The organism is Archangium violaceum Cb vi76, assembly GCF_000733295.1.
GTDB lineage: Bacteria > Myxococcota > Myxococcia > Myxococcales > Myxococcaceae > Archangium > Archangium violaceum.
This window is the reverse complement of the sequence record NZ_JPMI01000173.1, coordinates 25,945-40,702: the sequence shown is the minus strand read 5'-3', so window position 1 is coordinate 40,702 and position 14,758 is coordinate 25,945. Positions and strand designations below refer to the sequence as shown.

Sequence of the window (14,758 nt, the reverse complement as noted above, 5' to 3'; positions counted from 1 at the left end):
CGAACTCGTGCGTGAGGTGGCCTACCAGGGCGGGCATGTCCTCCGCCGCTGACTCCACCTGTTCCGGCTCCAGGGAAGCGAGGGCGGTCATGGAGGGCTCCATCATCTTCTGCCAGCGCTCCAGCTTCACGTACAGCATCTCCACGCTGTAGAGGCGCCGGGAGAGCGTGGCGTCGGTGAGGGTGAGGAAGTCAAACCAGACGGCCAGCAGCAGCGAGCCCATCATGGCGGCCTCCAGCCGTGGGCCCGCGAGGCGCAGCAGGGCGAGCTGCATGTCCGGATCCTCCACCTCCGACGCCTCGGCGGCGAGCTGCGTGGCGGTGGCAAGCTCGGCGTCAATCCACCGCAACCGGGCTTCGCCATGGTCGACGTAGCGGACGAAGAGGCCGTTGCCCGCGCCAGCAATGCCCAGGTCGCTGGCCCTGAGTCTGGAGAGCTCGCGGGAGATGCGGCGGGTGGAGCCGGACACCTCGCCCACGCTCTTGCGAAAAGCCAGGTGGGCCGCGAGGGCGCTCCGCCACACGGTCGCGTCGACGCTGCCTGGGCCGGCCTCCGTCACCTCCTCCCGGGAGCCACGGCGACGGTGCAACCGCGCTGGTGCCTCGGGCCCAGGAGGGGAGGGCGGCTGGGCGTCGAGGACGAGCGGCGACTGCTCGCTCGTCCCTCCGGCCACGGCGGGCCCGGTGGCGCCCTGCGGGGTGTAGAGCAGGTGCCGCCCCGGGCCAGGCGGTGGCGTCAGCGACACACAGGCGTTGGACAGGGCCAGGGCAAGCAAGACAGCGCGCATCCCATCTCCTGGCCCATGGATGCGAAGAATCCGGCTCGAGCCCGACACGCGGCTCCTCAGGTGTCTGTCTTGGGGCGCGAGGCGTCTCCGGCTTCCAGCGCCTTCTCCGCGGGCTCCCGCCCCACGCGCTTCTTCTCCTTGATCATGCCCAGGCTGTTGCTCCACCACTCCGGGCACAACAGCAGGAAGAGACCACCGAACAGCAACATACCCACCAGCGATACCAGGATGACTTCCATGGCTTCTTCTCACTCCATCTCGATGTCAATCATTGGCCGGAGCGCGAGCGCACCCGGCCCTTCAGGGCTGTCGAGAGGGGCTCTCAAATGAGCAGTGAGCGGATGCGGAGGAAGACGGGGGGCCCCTGGGCGTGGGGTGTGTCCCAGAGGGCGAGTGACAAGCGGCCCTCCTCCACGGGAGTCCGAGGAGGGAGCCATACCGGCGTCGAGACTGGAGGGAGCGCGAACAGGGAGCCGTGGCTGGAGACATCCACGAGTGCGGGGGCGGGGATGTCCCGCTCCAGCGCGTCGCAGCAGTCCTTGCGCCACGTCTCCCCGTCGTGGGAGGCCTTCTCCGCCTTCTTCTCTTCATGCGGGCACGGGCAGGCGGAGGTCGTCGTGGCCTGCTTCGGGCAGTAGTGCGCGAGCCCCACGCCGCTGGCGACGGCCTGCCAGCCGAGAAGAAGCGCGAGCGTGAAGATGCGAAGGGCCAGCGACACGGTGCCCTCCCTATATGGAGGCCGGATATCCGCCGCAACCGGGAGTGGGCGGCGGGGAGCCTCGTCCAACAGGCCCGCTATTGGGAGCATTCACCCCACAGCCAGGCGGCTCCCCGGACGCCGCTCGAGTCACCGTGCAGGGCGGGGCGCAGGGGCGTGTCCACCTCCGCGCCGAAGACCCAGCGCCCCCACTGCTCGGGGATCAACCGGTACAGCGCGGAGACGTTGGACATGCCGCCGCCCAGGACGATGACGTCCGGATCCAGGATGCCGATGACGTGGGCGAGGCCGCGCGCCAGCCGGTCCGCGTAGCGCTGGAGTGCGGTGACGGCCGCGGGCTCACCGGCCTCGGCGCGCGCGGCGATGTCCGGCCCCGGGAGGCGGGTGCCGGTGAGGCGTGCGTAGTCGTTCTCGAAGCCGGTGCCGGACACCCATGTCTCCAGGCAGCCGCGCTTGCCGCAATAGCAGTCCGGGCCGGGAGTCTCCTCGGACGTGGTCCAGGGGAGCGGGTTGTGGCCCCACTCGCCGCCCACGCCATTGCGGCCCACATGCGGGCGCCCGCCGAGCGCCACGCCCGCGCCCGTCCCCGTGCCGAGGATGGCGGCGAACACCACGGCCTTGCCCGCGGCAAGTGACCAGGCAGCCAGGCTCACGCGCGGGGTCGCCCCGTGCTTGCGCAGCCGGGCGGGCTCGAAGCGGCTGGCTGCCCTGCCTTGCCGGGAACCGTTCAGCGTCCCACGTTTCCCAGGCACGGAATGGGCTCCGGAGGGACGGAATGCTGCAACCGCTGGTGGCGCTGCTGGCCGTGGCCAGCCTCGGCACGGCAGGAGGGACGGCGACTCCGCCGCGCTGCACGGTGGACTCGGAAGCGGGTCAGGTCACCATCCTGCGCGACGAGGACTGCGCCGAGCTGACGCGGTTGCGCGAGGAGCGGGACTCCCTGCGCCAGCGCTTGCTCGAGGTCCAGCGGGAATCCGGGGAGAGCGCCACGGGAGGCTCGGGCGAGGAAGGCCTCTCCGAGCCGCCGCCTCCACCCCCCGCCGCGGCCGTGGAAGCGAGTCCTCCCGAGGTGCCGAGCGCGGTGACGGAGGAGTTGCGCGCGCTGCGCCGGGAGGTGGCGGAGCTGCGTCAATCCCTGTCCGAGGCGGAGGCCCGCCGCGCCGCGGCCGTGGAAGCGCCGAAAGCCGAGCAGCCCGCGCGCGAGGAGAAGTCCGAGCGTGAGCAGGCGTTGGAGCTGTTGCGCAACACGGACATGTTGACGGTGCAGAACGCCAACCCGGCGGAGCGGCAGGTGCTGGGCGAGGTGAATGTGGCCAACCGCACGCAGACGGGCGAGGTGGGCTTCGTCCTGGAGCCGCAGGTGCGGGTGGGGACTCCGTGGAACGTGGAGTTCGGCGCGGGCGCGCAATTGCAGAACCTCGCGGGCGAGCAGGAGGGCACCACGGGCGCGGTGTCGGCCTATGCGCTGGGGCAGCTCGTGGACGAGAAGGGGGCGCGGCCGCGGTTTTCACTCTGGGGCCAGGTGACGAGTCCTCAAGGGGACGAGGGCGTGAGCGCGGAGGCGCGGGTGCTGGCGACGAAGACGTTCGGCCAGACGCGGCTGCACGGCAACGTGGGCTACAGCGCGCGCCAGGACTCGGCGGATGACTACCTGCTGGGGCTCGCGGCGGACCACCCGATTGGAGACAGGCTGCTGTTGCAGGGAGACGCGTACTTCGTGAATCCCCTGGGCGCGGACGAGGCGTCGGTGAACGCGAGCGTGGGCACGGGCCTGCGGGTGGGCCGCGCGTTCGTGGTGACGGGGGCGGTGGGGGTGAACGCGACGAGTGACGACGTGGCGCCACGGCTGTTGTTCGGAGTGCTCGGGCGCATCTAGGGAGGAGCCATGCCCATTCTCTATCCGCTGATGGGGTTGGGCGCGTGGAGGCGGAGGGCGACGTGAGCAGGTGCCGCGGTGACGCGGCGGTCGAGAGGAGGCAGGCCGTGGAGAGCTGGAAGATGCCCGAGAAGGAGCTGCCGACGAACGAGCTCGTCCGGCGGGCGATGAGCGAAGCGCGGCTGTTGGCGAAGGCGGAGCTGCTGCACGCGAAGGTGGAGCTCGCGCAGGAGGTACGGGCCGCGCGGACCGTGGGCATCTTCGCGGGCAGTGGAGCGGCGCTGGCGCTGGTGGGGCTGGCCATGCTCTTCGTCGCCGGGGCGGCGGCGTTGGCGCTGCCGCTGTGGGCCGCGGCGCTCCTCGCGGCGGGGGTGGCCTTCGTGCTCGCGGCGGTGCTCGGGGCCATCGCCTGGACGAAGCTGCCGAAGAAGCCCATGCGTCACACCCTGGAGCGCATGTCGATGGACCTCGAGGAGCTCCGGCAGCACATCGAGCTCGCGAAGCACTGAGGCCCCCCGAGACCTCGGACGGCTGGCCACGCCCCGAGCCGGGCCGGTAGGGTTCCGCGCGCGCCGGAGCCATGCGGGCTCCCGCGACACCTCCCGGAGACATCGACGATGCGGCTGCGCACGACCCTCCTGCTGGGCCTGCTCACTGGCTGTGCCACCCCGGCCTCCTCCTCGAAGACGGACGCCCCGGCCCCCGCCGGGGCCGCCCCATCTTCTTCCGAGTCCGCTCCCGCCTCGGGGAAGCTCGACCTGAAGGCGCTCTCCGCGCGCGAGCTGGCGCCGCTGTCCAAGCAGAAGGTGTCCGCGCCGGATGGCTCCTTCACCGGCGAGGTGGAGGCCACGGGCGCTCCCACCCTCCAGCGGGGGGAGGAGCTGTTCGTGCTCAGTGTGCCGCTGGGCACGGGCAGCCCGCTGACGTGCTTCGTGTACTCGGGGCCGGTGGACGCGGGGGGCGCCATCTACCGGCTGGTGGAGATGGCGGGACAGCGCACGGAGCTCACCCGGGTGCGCACCACGGACATCCGGCTCGTCGGCGAGAGCCCGGCCGTGTACGCCGAGGCGGAGTACCTGGTGAACGTGCCGAAGGGCAAGGCGGCGGGCCTGGCCAAGATGATGGTGTACCCCCATGACCGGCTGCCGCTGGTGTGCACGCACGACGAGCTGGGCTACTCGGAAAGCTTCAAGCGGGTGACGAGCGGGCTGGCCGCTTCGCTCCAGGGCCCCGGCGAGGCGCCTCCGGCCTCGCGCTACTTCGAGCTCAACGTCATCCGCGTGCAGGGCCACCCGGTGGGCTTCGAGAAGCGCGTGATGCGCGACGCGGCGGGCGGCGGGCGGCTGACGGAGGTGGAGTCGAGTCTCTTCTTCCCGCGCTCGCTCAAGGAGTTGAGCGTGCAGGACACCGTCTCCTCGGAGCTGTCCGACAAGGACGGCCGGCTGGTGGCGCGCGACTACGCCCGGGCCAGCAACGGCGCGCTCGACATCCAGATGGCGCTCAAGCAGGTGCAGGGCCGCCAGTACCACTACGAGGGCACGCACCTGGGCAAGGCGCTCAACGGCGACTTCACCGCCCCGGCGGACCTGTCCACGGATCCAGGCACCGCGCGGCTGATGCGTGAGCGCCTCCTGCCGGGCAAGGACCCGGAGCTGACGCTGCACTACTACATGCCCGCGGCCAACCCGGTGGCGCCCACGCAACAGGTGTTGCGCAAGGGAGCGGCCGGCTCGCGCGAGCTGACCGTCGAGATGGGCCCCCTGAAGGCCACGCTCACCCTGGACGCCCAGGGCATGACCGAGAGACTGGTGACCCCCATGGGCGGCTCGGAGCTGGTGCAGGAGCGCGTCCACGCGCGCGGGACGCCGTGAAGCGCGTCTGAACGCCAGGTCCATGGCGGCGGGGCGGTGCGCGTGGTAGTGCGCCCCGCCATGTCGTCCGCCCCCGGGGCCTCCCGCGCCCGCCTGCTGCTCGCCTACTTCGCCTGCTTCGTCTTCTGGGGCTCCACCTGGGCCGTCGTGAAGGTGGGCCTCGAGGATCTCCCGCCGCTGCGCTTCGCCGGTGTGCGGATGATGCTCGCTGGCCTCGTCCTGCTGCCCTTCAGTGGACTGCTCCGCGTCCGGCCGGATGCGCGCACCACGGGGCTGCTCATGGGCGTGGGGGTGCTGCAGATCGCCCTTCCGTACGGGCTGCTCTTCATCGCCCAGCAGTGGATTCCCTCCAGCTGGTCCGCGCTCCTCTTCTCCACCTACGCCGTGTGGCTGCTGCTGGTGGGGCGCCTGTTGCTGCCGGATCAACCCCTCTCGCCCCGCAAGCTGCTGTCCGCGGGGCTGGGGCTCGCCGGCATCGTCGCGCTCCAGTACGAGCACCTGCACGGCATGGGCCTCACCGGCCTGGTGCTGGCCGGGTGCGTGCTCACGCTGGTGGCCACCGTCTCCATCTCCCTCGCCAACGTGCTCGTCCGCCGCTCGCTGGCGCACGTGCCCCCCCCCTCTCCGTGTGCGTGCAGACGCTGAGCAGCTCCCTGCTGCTGCTGGCCGCCTCCTCCGCCTTCGAGTCCCACCTGCCCGGCCACTGGACGCCCCGCGCCCTGCTCTCCATCACCTACCTGGCCGTGTGCGCCACCGCCCTCACCTACCAGCTCCTCTTCTGGCTCCTCTCGCGCGTGCCGCTGGCCGTCATCGGCGTCATGCCCCTGTTGGACACGCTGGTGGCCGTGCTGCTGGGCGTGGTGATGCTCGGCGAGCGCGTGGATGCCTCGCTGCTGATGGGCGGCGCCCTCATCCTCTCCAGCGCGGCCCTGGCCAACCTCCCGTCCTCGCCTCCCGCCCCGGCCCCCTCCGAGCCCACCGGGACTTCCACCGGCGCCGGGCCCCTGGCGTCCTCCCCCCGGCGGGCGGCCTGAAGTGTTCACCGGCCCTTCCCGGGGGCGCGGTGTCGGCTAGAATGCTGCCCCCGTCGAGCGATGGGGCAATGTGCCCCACCCGTTGCAGGGCCTGTCGCTCACCCAACAGAGGGGGTTCCGGAAATGATCACACCGAGGGTGGATGCCCCTCACGGAGCGTTCGGGCGCGGGGCTGATCGGCTATACCGGGGGCATTCCCATGAGTCGTGGGCAGCGGCAATCAGGAGGACCCCCCGGGGCGCCGTTTTACCCGGAGCCCCGGTTGTGTCAGGATTTCCCGGATGCGCATGGACGCCAGCGGCCCGTGGTCCAGGAAGCGGGCAGGCCGAACGGGGCCGGTAACGGGAGGGTGCACGGCATGAGCGGCGTCAGCGAGGACTTGCGTGCGGTGCCGTCGGAGGCGGAGCTCGAGGTGGAGCACCGCCTGATGCAGGTGACTCCCCAGGACACCATGCGCGGCATGTTCTTCCGGAGCGTGAAGGAGGCGATCTTCGCGCTCCGGGGCCAGCCGGCGATGGAGGAGTGCCTGAAGGAGTGCGGTGGGGTGCGCTCCTTCGTGGACCTGTTCGCCTACCCGGCCGAGGACTTCCTGCGGATGGCGAGGCGGGCGGCGTGGTTGATGCAGGGGCCGGCCGGGGGCTTCGAGCAGTCGATGCGGATGCTGGGGTACATGGGGACGGCGGTGTTCCTGGGCAGCCAGGTGGGCAAGGCGATGCAGGTGCTCATCTCGGGCACGCCCAAGCGCGTCATCGAGTACCTGCCCATGGCCTACAAGGTGACGACGCCGGCGGGAGGCACCTGCTCGGTGATGTTCCCGGGGCACACGCGGGCCATCGTCACCTTCGAGCGCGACTTCCTGCCGAGGCCCTATGTGGAGGGCTCGCTGGAGGCGCACCTGAAGCAGGCCGGGGCACGCTCGGCGCGCATCGTCGGGAGGATGTCGAGCCCGGTGAGCTGCGAGTACGACATGAGCTGGGACTTCTGAATCAAGCTCTGAGCGGGGCGAGCACGTCGGCGCCCACGTCGGAGAGGCGGGGCAGGCCGGCGAGCGCGAGCACGTGGGCGGTGTCCTCGCGCAGCGAGTCGAGCACCTGACGTACCCCCTCGGCGCCACCGGTGGCGAGCCCCCACAACACGGGCCGGCCGAGCAGCACGGCGTGGGCCCCGAGGGCGAGGGCGCGCAGCACGTCGCGGCCGGAGCGCACGCCCCCATCCACGAGCACGGGGACGCGGCCCTGGGTGGCCTCGACGACTTCGGGGAGGGCCTCGGCGGTGGCGAGTGCGCCGTCGAGCTGGCGGCCGCCGTGATTGGAGACGATGAGGCCGGCGGCGCCGTGGTGGAGGCACTCGCGGGCGTCATCCGCGCGCAGCACGCCCTTGACGAGCACGGGCAGGCCGGAGTCCTCGTGGAGGCGGGAGATGTCCTGGAAGGTGACATCGGGGGCCTGCTCGGCGAGGGCGCGGTGGGTGAGGCCCTCGAGGTTGGCGAGGAAGTCCTGCTCGGGGAGGGGGAGGGAGGAGTCACCGCGGTTGCGGCGCTTGTGGCCCACGTAGGGCGTGTCGGCGGTGAGGACGAGGGCGCGGGCGCCGGCGGCGGTGGCGCGCTGGACGAGGGCGCGGGTGAGGCCCCGGTCCCGGAAGACGTAGACCTGGAACCACCAGGGCCCGGCGGAGGAGGCGACGTCCTCGAGGCGGCGGGAGGAGCGGGAGGAGAGGACGAGGAGGGAGCCGGCGTCGCGGGTGCCTTGGGCGGTGGCGAGCTCGGCGTCGGGGTGGGCGAGGGAGTGGAAGGCGGTGGGGGCGACGAGGATGGGGGAGGAGAGCGGGGTGCCGAGCAGGGAGGTGGAGGTGTCGACGGAGGAGACGTCGCGCAGGATGCGGGGACGAAGGCGGAGGCGGGCCCAGGCGGCGGAGTTGGCGGCGAGGGTGGACTCGTCGCCGGAGCCACCGGCGTAGTAGTCGAACACGGCGGCGGGGAGCCGCTCGCGGGCGAGGGCCTCCAGCGCTTCGTAGGGGAGCATGATGCGGGGAGTCTACACGTCACTCCCTCTCCCTCTGGGAGAGGGTTGGGGTGAGGGTCTTCCGTCCGAGCGCACCTGTCCCGGCCTCGTGTTGCCTCTCAGCAGTGCGGTACTTCCGGGTGATGAACAGGGATGACAACGCCTATCGTCGCAGGACCGGGAAGGGGGACGATTTCATGGTGTTCTCCACGGTCAAGCGGGTCCCGGTCTCCATCCAGGTCCACTTGAGCGGTATCGACTTCGACGAGTACCTGGGCAGGAAGGGTGGTTGATGGAGGCGCGCCCGTCACGCTTCGTGCTCCTGGGGGGAGTGCTTCTCCTCTTCCTCCCCGTGGCCTACTACTTCTTCCTGAAGTGGGCCGCCGGCCAGAAAGCCGAGGTGGTGAGCGTGAGCTGGAATCCCAGCCACACCTGCTCCGTCACCACCTACTTCCCCTCGTTGGGTGAGGAGCGGACGGTCAGCAGCCGCTTCTTTCATTTCTTCAGCTCGCCCGCGTTCTTCCGGGTGCACGACGCACGCGGCGCGCTCCTGCGCAGCTCCGAGTGGAAACTCTTCCAGAACGAAGCGGATGACGAGGTGGCCAGGTGGGTGGGAGACGGTCAGGCGGTCTACCCCACCCGCCAGGGATATGAGGGATGGACGCTTCCGGAGTGCGTGGGCCCCGTTCCCTGAGGCGCGGGGAGGCCCTTCCACACCCGGGTGAACGTGGTGTGCCCGGGCGTCATCGACATGATGGCGTCCACCCACCGGTTGCTCTCCCCCGGCGCCGCGGAGCAGATGAAAGCACCCTCGCGGCGCGCGTTCCCATGAAGCGCTACGCGACCAACGAGGAGATCGCCCAGATGTACCTATTCCTCGCCAGCAACGACAGCAGCTACTGCACCGGCGGCGTGTACCTGTCCGACGGCGGCATCACCTCCGGCCTCATGTAGCCGCTTCCGGAAGGATGCGCGCGCCCAGGGCTCGGGCGCGCGTCAGAAGCACCCGGGGTCAATCATCATCGTCATTCTGGGCGGCGGCTGCCTTCTGCTTCTCGTCCTCGATGCGAGCGATGGCGGCGGAGGGCAGGGCCTGGGAGGCTTCGGAAAAGAGCGCGGAGCCACGGAACCGGATGTCCGCGCAGTAGCGCTCGCCCAGGAGGTGGATGCGCTTGGGGAGCCTGGCTCCGAAATCGTATCCGCCCTTGACGGTGTGAGTCGTGATGAGGTCCGACACCCCGGAAACCTGTCCAAGTACTTTCGTGGTGTAGTCGGCGTAGATCCTCAGGTCTTCGAAGTCGATGTCCAACTGCAGGCTCGCCTGGATCGGTGCCGGATCCGTACGGTGGGCGGGCGGGTTGATGCGGATTTCGGCGAAGAAGGGACCGCCCAGCCTCAGGAGGACGGCGCCATCGGGGAGACGGATGGTTTGCGGATTCAAGAGCGCCATCCGCAGGGCGAGCCACACCATCGCCAGCTCCCGGTCCGCTTCCTCCCAGACCTCCGGGGAGATGTCGAAGCGGCCCATCTTCCAGTGCTTCAGGTAACCGGGAATCAGAAGTGACGTCTTCTTTTGCCAGATATCAGGTCGCTTTCTGCTCCAAGCTTCAGCCGTGAAATCACAAGCCTCGTAGACATCTAGCCAGAATTCCGAATCCCGCGCGGTCTCGGGGGCGTTCGGGAGCAGGATGCCCGGAGCCTTCTGTGCGTAATCCCAGTCTTCTCTCTGGACGTCCTTTTCCGTGACCACGAGCAGTTCCTCTTGACGGCTCAGCAGCAGGTCTCCCACGGGGGGGACTTGCTGTAGCTGCGGGTTGCTGGCCTTTTCGAGCTGTTTCACTCGCGCCTGGGTAATGGGAAAGGGCAGCCGCTTCTGGCCTGCGTAGTCGATCTGTTTGCCTCGCAGGTGTACCCGCAGCAGAGCGGCGGGCGGGTCGTTCGCGAGCAGCTCCTCGAGGACGGGCTTCCAGTCCGTTACCGGAGTCCGGGCCTTGGGCCGTAGGGCCTGCGTCAACAGGAGCCCGGCCCGCGCGTGCAGGAAGGCGGTGCGCTGCTTCTCTTCGGGATCCAGCCGGGCGATGAGGTGCTCGAGGAATGGGTCGGACAGGAAATCGAACTCGGACCACTCCGCTACCGCTTCCAGCAACCGGCTCAGGGGAGTGGGGTCGGGTTGGATGTCATGGGTGCGGATGAATGGGCGGTTCGCGGCGAGCCGGGCTGCCTCGGGGACGTTGAGCAGGTGCACGGTGTCGTCGACCCAGAGCGCGAGAGGCCCGGTGCGGCGACGGCGCGCCTGCTCCAGCCGGTTCTGGAGATCCGTGGCGGAGCCCTGGGTGAGCTCGACCGGGAGCTCGCGCGTCAACGCCCCAATCTGTGCCTCTGTCCGCTCCCGGGAAGTGGACGTGGCGGTGATGCCCAGGGCCAGGGCCATGCCCTGTCGGATGGACGCGTTGAGCTTGAGTCCAGCCGAGTCCTCCTCGGAGCGGAGTGCTCGCATCAGCCGGTGCTGCTCGCACGAGAACTCGGGCAGCGAGGACCTGTACGCGTATTGCTTGGGTACCAACTCCGCCAGGTCATGGGTCACCGGCTCCAGCGAGGGCAGGCGCCCCTGGGTCCGGAACAGCTCCAGCCCGTTCGTGGGCTCGATGAGCAGTGTCCTGCCGTCGAAGTCCGCGGCCAACCACCGCTCGAACTCCGGGAACTGGCGCGCGGACAGGACGAGCCCCTGCTCCTCGGCCAGCTCCTGTGCGCGCTCCCAACCCTGCTCCGGGGTCTTCACCTCCTGGTAGCGCAGCTTCTCCTTGTTCATCAGGGGGTCGAAGCTGCGCGGCAGCTTGTCGTACTGGTCCTCCAGGATGAGCAGCGTGATGGGATAGGGGCCCTCCATGATGAGCAGGCGCTTGAGCTCCGCGAAGAGCACGTCCGCCTTCTCCACACTCCACCGCCAACCCGTGGCGTCGATGATGATCCGCGCCGGGGCACCCTCGGACTTCAGGGCCTGCTCGGCCAGGTCGAACAGCGCGGGGAGTTCGGCTTCTGGAACCCGAAGCACCTCGAAGAGCAGGGCCCCCCGGGTCCGATCCTGGAAGAAGAACCGCAGCCCCTGCTCCTGGTCCTTCACCAGCCGGTTGAGCTGGGAGCTGATGGTGCTGGGGCTCCAGGACTTGTTGCCGCTGGCCCGCTGCTTCCACAGCTCCAGCCAGGCCATGGCGACCGCAGCTTGCTTTTCGCCGAGCTGCTCGATGTAGGTGTTGAGCTTCACTCCAAGGGTCATCGCCACTCCTCCGGGAATCGCTGTCAGGGATGATTCCACCTGACTACGCCTCGAAGCGAGCTGTAACTCCTTGAAATGATTGCAGTGCAACCGATTCTTGCCGGAGGGGGCTGCAAGGCGGGGTCATGCAGGAGCCACTTGCAAGGCTTGCAAGGGCTTACCTGTCAGATCCACGGAGTACCGATCGTCCTGAGCACGTACGGAGTCGTGTCCCCCCATCTCCTCAGGTGTTTTCATGAACAATCTTCTTTCGTATCCGCGGCCGGAGATCATCCGGATGATTCCGAGCCCCCACGCGCAGCGCCAGGCCATCCAGCGGTTGATCCGTCCCTGGGAGGTGGCCCATCTCGTCCGCACGGTTCCGCTGGGTTACCTGCCCGTGAACCACTCCTTCACGGAAAACGTCGCCGGCTGGTTCCAGGAGGGGGAACTCCAGTACATCGCGGATCCCTCCGGACCCTTCGATTACTGGTGTTCGCCCGCAGTGACCCTGGACCGGAAGGGAGGCGACTGCGATGACCTCGCCATCTTTGGGGCGTCGTTCCTGCGGCGCGGGGGCGTGAAGGCGAGCGTGGTCGTCGGGTCCCTGTGGTCCAACGGGACCTGGGGTGGCCACGCCTGGGTCGAGGGCTCGGACCGGTTCGGCTGGTTCCTGCTCGAGGGCACCTCAGGCGGCCTCTACCGGGGGCAGAGGCCCGCTTGGTATGTGGCGAGCCACGTCCTCTCCCCGGCGGTGTCCCCGCTCGAGGCCTGAGCGCGTCAGAACGCGTAGCGCACGCGGCAGTACGGCATGCGCCGGGCGAGCAACTCCTGGAACTCCTCGACGAGCCGCCCCTTGTACCCGGTGCGGTAGCGCACGTTGACGCCGCCGCCCTGCGACACCTTGCTCTCCTGCAACTCCGGCCGCCACAGCAGCTCCTCGGCCTTCGGGTGCCAGCGCAGGTTCACCTCGTGCAGCCGCTCGTTGTGCGTGAGGAAGATGATCTCCGCGGCCAGCTGCTCCTTCGCCCTGTCTCCAATCGTGTCGTCGATCTGCTGGAAGAGCGCGTCGTACTCGGCCTGCCAGCCGTCGGTGACGACCACGGGCGAGAAGTTGAGGTGCACCTCGTATCCGGCGGCCACGAAGTCGTCGATGGCGGCGATGCGCTCGGAGATGGGGCTGGTGCGCACGTCGAGCAGCTTCGCCTTCGCGTGCGGCATGAGGCTGAAGCGGATGCGCGTCTTGCCCCGGGGCGCGTAGGAGAGCAGCTCGCGGTTGACCAGCTTGGTGGCGAAGGAGCCCATGGCGTTGGGCAGCACGGTGAAGAGCCGCACCAGGTCCTTCACGTTGTCACTCAGGGCCGCGTCCGCCGAGCAGTCGCTGTTGCAGCCGATGTCATACACCCAGTAGCGCGGGTCCACGCTGTTGGGCTCCGCCTTGGGCCCGAGCCTCCCCGCGTGCCGGCGGATGGCCGCGAGCACCTGCTCGATGTTGACGAAGACGGTGACGGGGTTGGCGTAGCCCTTGTGACGCGGCACGTAACAGTAGGCGCAGCTCATGACACAGCCGTTGGCCGTGGAGGGCGGCAGGAAGTCGGCGCTGCGGCCATTGGCCTCGAAGCCCATGGACTTCTTCACGCCCAGCACCAGGGTGCTGCCCTTGATGCGATTCCACGCCTCGGTGTTGCCCTCGTTGCCGAAGAGGCCGGGGATGTTCCAGTGCGAGCGCACCGGCACCCGCTCGGCGCCGGGGAAGCGCGCGAGGAGGTCCCGGCCCCGGGTGAAGCGCTCGACGTCGGGCTCCAGGTAGATGCGGGACACCTTCAGCAGGTGCTCCAGCGGTCCGGTGGTGGGGGGCGGCTCGGGGGGAAACAGGTCCAGGTTCGTCACGGCGGGAGGTGGGATGCGCGGGGAGGCCCCCGGTTCCAGGCCACGTGTTACCTGGACGACCCGGCATGCGTTAGGATGTCGGCTCGCCCCACGAACGAGCCGGGCCGGTTCCCTGAGGGGTGGGCTAGGATGCATGCATGTCCAGCAAGGCGCCAGGAAGGGTCATCGACCTCCAGAGCGAGCGACTCCGCCGGGGCCTGCCGCGCTACCACCGCGAGCCCGTGCAGACGTGGCGCCGCAAGGTGAAGCTGGCGGTGGCGGGCGCCTGCCTGCTGGGCATCCTGGCCGGGCTGCTGTCGGTGGCCATGGAGTCCACGGACACGCCGCCGGGAGAAGAGGGCGAGGGCCTGTTCAGCGGCTCTCCCTTCCGCTCCTCGTCGGGCGCGAGCCCGGGTGTGGAGCCCGGGTCGGCCTGGTTCACCACCTCGGGCAGCGGCCGGCGCTGAACGCCCGCGGGCCCGTCACGTTGCCTCACCGACACCCCGTGGGAGCCATCCGTTAACCGACCGCCTGCCTGACCGTCAGGCGGGGTTGTGGGATGGGCCCGCCGGGCCAAGTCTCCCCGGACCCCTGGAATCCTGGGAAGGGAGGCTCTCATGAAGACGTCGCGGGTGGTGCTGTGGGCCGGCGTGGTGTCGCTGCTCGGCGCGGGCCTGGCATGGGCGGAGGAGCCTGGCTCGGCCCCGGGGACCCAGAAGGCGCGGGTGCTCTTCGCGAACTACAAGACGGTGGACCCCACCACCGCCCGGCAGGCCGAGTTGCTGGCCGGGGCCCGTTGTCCCGAGTCGGGCATCGTCGCCTTCAGCGCGAGTGGGACGGGCCACGTGTCGGAGGGAGGGCTCTCGCTGCTGAGCTACGCGACGACGCACACCCAGGAGGGCGGAGGCTGGGGCGCGGGAGGGGGCACCTTCGTGGCGCCGTGCACGGGCCTGTACTTCTTCAACGTGTCGTTCGTGAAGGATGCGTACCACTACGGGGCGACGGCGAACGACGTGTTCGTCCACGTGCTGAAGAACGGGATGTCCAAGGGGCGCGCCATGAGCGGCCAGGGCCACGTGGATCGGGACACGGGCGTGTACAGCGTCACGTTGTTCCTCGAGAAGGGGGACTACGTGCAGACGTTCGCCGCCAGCGACGGCCACCTGAAGCGCCACCTGCTCGAGTACAACTTCACGGGCCACCTGGTGAAGCAGGCGGCCCATGACATGTGACCATTTCCCCTCGCCCTCCGGGAGAGGAGCCCCCCGTCGTTCAAAGGGGGGGCAAGCCCCCCGGGGTGAGGGTGCCACGCCTCCCGGGTTGAACCCTCTGTCCACACTGGGGTCCACG

Annotated in this window: 18 protein-coding genes and 1 pseudogene; 12 read left to right on the top strand and 7 right to left on the bottom strand. The window is 69.6% G+C overall.

The window, feature by feature from the left end; translation table 11 throughout:
* The 4 genes and pseudogenes from Q664_RS25210 to Q664_RS25195 form a co-directional block, all read right to left on the bottom strand.
* Nucleotides 1–787 (bottom strand): annotated as a pseudogene (locus Q664_RS25210) (DUF2380 domain-containing protein); the annotation flags it as partial.
* A 56-nt stretch (nucleotides 788–843) separates the two neighbouring features.
* Nucleotides 844–1,026 carry a hypothetical protein gene (locus tag Q664_RS25205; protein ID WP_043400810.1) on the bottom strand — a complete coding sequence of 61 codons (183 nt, stop codon included), beginning with the start codon at nucleotides 1,024–1,026 and terminating at the stop codon, nucleotides 844–846.
* A gap of 83 nt (nucleotides 1,027–1,109) precedes the next feature.
* Nucleotides 1,110–1,505, bottom strand: a complete 396-nt coding sequence (locus Q664_RS25200) for a hypothetical protein (protein WP_052518643.1) — start codon at nucleotides 1,503–1,505, stop codon at nucleotides 1,110–1,112.
* Nucleotides 1,506–1,582: 77 nt separating this feature from the next.
* Complete coding sequence (locus Q664_RS25195) at nucleotides 1,583–2,257, bottom strand: ROK family protein (protein WP_235216865.1); 675 nt, start codon at nucleotides 2,255–2,257, stop codon at nucleotides 1,583–1,585.
* Nucleotides 2,258–2,280: 23 nt separating this feature from the next.
* Here Q664_RS25195 and Q664_RS25190 point away from each other — a divergent pair, with 23 nt between their 5' ends.
* The 6 genes from Q664_RS25190 to Q664_RS25170 all read left to right on the top strand — a co-directional run bounded on the left by Q664_RS25190 (nucleotide 2,281) and on the right by Q664_RS25170 (nucleotide 7,271).
* On the top strand, nucleotides 2,281–3,381 hold the full coding sequence (locus Q664_RS25190; RefSeq protein ID WP_043400806.1) for a hypothetical protein: 1,101 nt from the start codon (nucleotides 2,281–2,283) through the stop codon (nucleotides 3,379–3,381).
* A 107-nt stretch (nucleotides 3,382–3,488) separates the two neighbouring features.
* The gene (locus Q664_RS25185; RefSeq protein ID WP_052518642.1) at nucleotides 3,489–3,890 is read left to right on the top strand and encodes a phage holin family protein; all 402 of its coding nucleotides are present in this window, start codon (nucleotides 3,489–3,491) and stop codon (nucleotides 3,888–3,890) included.
* A gap of 108 nt (nucleotides 3,891–3,998) precedes the next feature.
* Nucleotides 3,999–5,252: a hypothetical protein gene (locus tag Q664_RS25180; RefSeq protein ID WP_043400803.1), complete on the top strand. Its 1,254-nt coding sequence runs from the start codon at nucleotides 3,999–4,001 to the stop codon at nucleotides 5,250–5,252.
* A 60-nt stretch (nucleotides 5,253–5,312) separates the two neighbouring features.
* The gene (locus tag Q664_RS61180) at nucleotides 5,313–5,897 is read left to right on the top strand and encodes a DMT family transporter (protein ID WP_235216864.1); all 585 of its coding nucleotides are present in this window, start codon (nucleotides 5,313–5,315) and stop codon (nucleotides 5,895–5,897) included.
* Nucleotides 5,885–6,286, top strand: coding sequence for an EamA family transporter (locus Q664_RS61175; protein WP_235216863.1), 402 nt, complete (start codon nucleotides 5,885–5,887; stop codon nucleotides 6,284–6,286). Before Q664_RS61180 ends, Q664_RS61175 begins: the two co-directional genes overlap by 13 nt.
* Nucleotides 6,287–6,644: 358 nt before the next feature.
* A complete protein-coding gene (locus Q664_RS25170; protein WP_160174493.1) occupies nucleotides 6,645–7,271 on the top strand; it encodes a TIGR02265 family protein in 627 nt (208 codons plus the stop codon).
* 1 nt (nucleotide 7,272) lies between these two features.
* On the opposite strand, the gene Q664_RS25165 is transcribed toward Q664_RS25170, so the two are convergent.
* Nucleotides 7,273–8,307, bottom strand: a complete 1,035-nt coding sequence (locus Q664_RS25165; protein WP_043400800.1) for an alpha-hydroxy acid oxidase — start codon at nucleotides 8,305–8,307, stop codon at nucleotides 7,273–7,275.
* 50 nt (nucleotides 8,308–8,357) lie between these two features.
* Here Q664_RS25165 and Q664_RS62255 point away from each other — a divergent pair, with 50 nt between their 5' ends.
* Genes Q664_RS62255 through Q664_RS62250 form a run of 3 tightly spaced genes read left to right on the top strand, consistent with a single transcriptional unit; the run spans nucleotide 8,358 to nucleotide 9,240 of the window.
* Nucleotides 8,358–8,579 (top strand): DUF6402 family protein, encoded by a 222-nt coding sequence (locus Q664_RS62255; RefSeq protein WP_326938743.1) that lies wholly within the window; start codon nucleotides 8,358–8,360, stop codon nucleotides 8,577–8,579.
* The gene (locus Q664_RS52630; RefSeq protein ID WP_152622329.1) at nucleotides 8,576–8,980 is read left to right on the top strand and encodes a hypothetical protein; all 405 of its coding nucleotides are present in this window, start codon (nucleotides 8,576–8,578) and stop codon (nucleotides 8,978–8,980) included. Before Q664_RS62255 ends, Q664_RS52630 begins: the two co-directional genes overlap by 4 nt.
* Nucleotides 8,944–9,240: an SDR family oxidoreductase gene (locus tag Q664_RS62250; RefSeq protein ID WP_084610356.1), complete on the top strand. Its 297-nt coding sequence runs from the start codon at nucleotides 8,944–8,946 to the stop codon at nucleotides 9,238–9,240. Before Q664_RS52630 ends, Q664_RS62250 begins: the two co-directional genes overlap by 37 nt.
* Before the next feature lie 58 nt (nucleotides 9,241–9,298).
* On the opposite strand, the gene Q664_RS25155 is transcribed toward Q664_RS62250, so the two are convergent.
* Nucleotides 9,299–11,560: a hypothetical protein gene (locus tag Q664_RS25155; RefSeq protein WP_043400797.1), complete on the bottom strand. Its 2,262-nt coding sequence runs from the start codon at nucleotides 11,558–11,560 to the stop codon at nucleotides 9,299–9,301.
* 235 nt (nucleotides 11,561–11,795) lie between these two features.
* Here Q664_RS25155 and Q664_RS25150 point away from each other — a divergent pair, with 235 nt between their 5' ends.
* Nucleotides 11,796–12,314 (top strand): transglutaminase domain-containing protein, encoded by a 519-nt coding sequence (locus Q664_RS25150; RefSeq protein ID WP_084610355.1) that lies wholly within the window; start codon nucleotides 11,796–11,798, stop codon nucleotides 12,312–12,314.
* A gap of 5 nt (nucleotides 12,315–12,319) precedes the next feature.
* Here the strand turns inward: Q664_RS25150 and Q664_RS25145 are convergent, their stop codons facing one another.
* The gene (locus tag Q664_RS25145; RefSeq protein ID WP_052518639.1) at nucleotides 12,320–13,429 is read right to left on the bottom strand and encodes a spore photoproduct lyase family protein; all 1,110 of its coding nucleotides are present in this window, start codon (nucleotides 13,427–13,429) and stop codon (nucleotides 12,320–12,322) included.
* A 137-nt stretch (nucleotides 13,430–13,566) separates the two neighbouring features.
* Between Q664_RS25145 and Q664_RS25140 the strand changes: the two genes are divergently transcribed.
* Both Q664_RS25140 and Q664_RS25135 read left to right on the top strand, forming a co-directional pair.
* On the top strand, nucleotides 13,567–13,875 hold the full coding sequence (locus Q664_RS25140) for a hypothetical protein (protein WP_043400793.1): 309 nt from the start codon (nucleotides 13,567–13,569) through the stop codon (nucleotides 13,873–13,875).
* A gap of 150 nt (nucleotides 13,876–14,025) precedes the next feature.
* Nucleotides 14,026–14,640, top strand: coding sequence for a C1q-like domain-containing protein (locus Q664_RS25135; RefSeq protein WP_043400790.1), 615 nt, complete (start codon nucleotides 14,026–14,028; stop codon nucleotides 14,638–14,640).
* The last annotated feature ends 118 nt before the right edge of the window (nucleotides 14,641–14,758 follow it).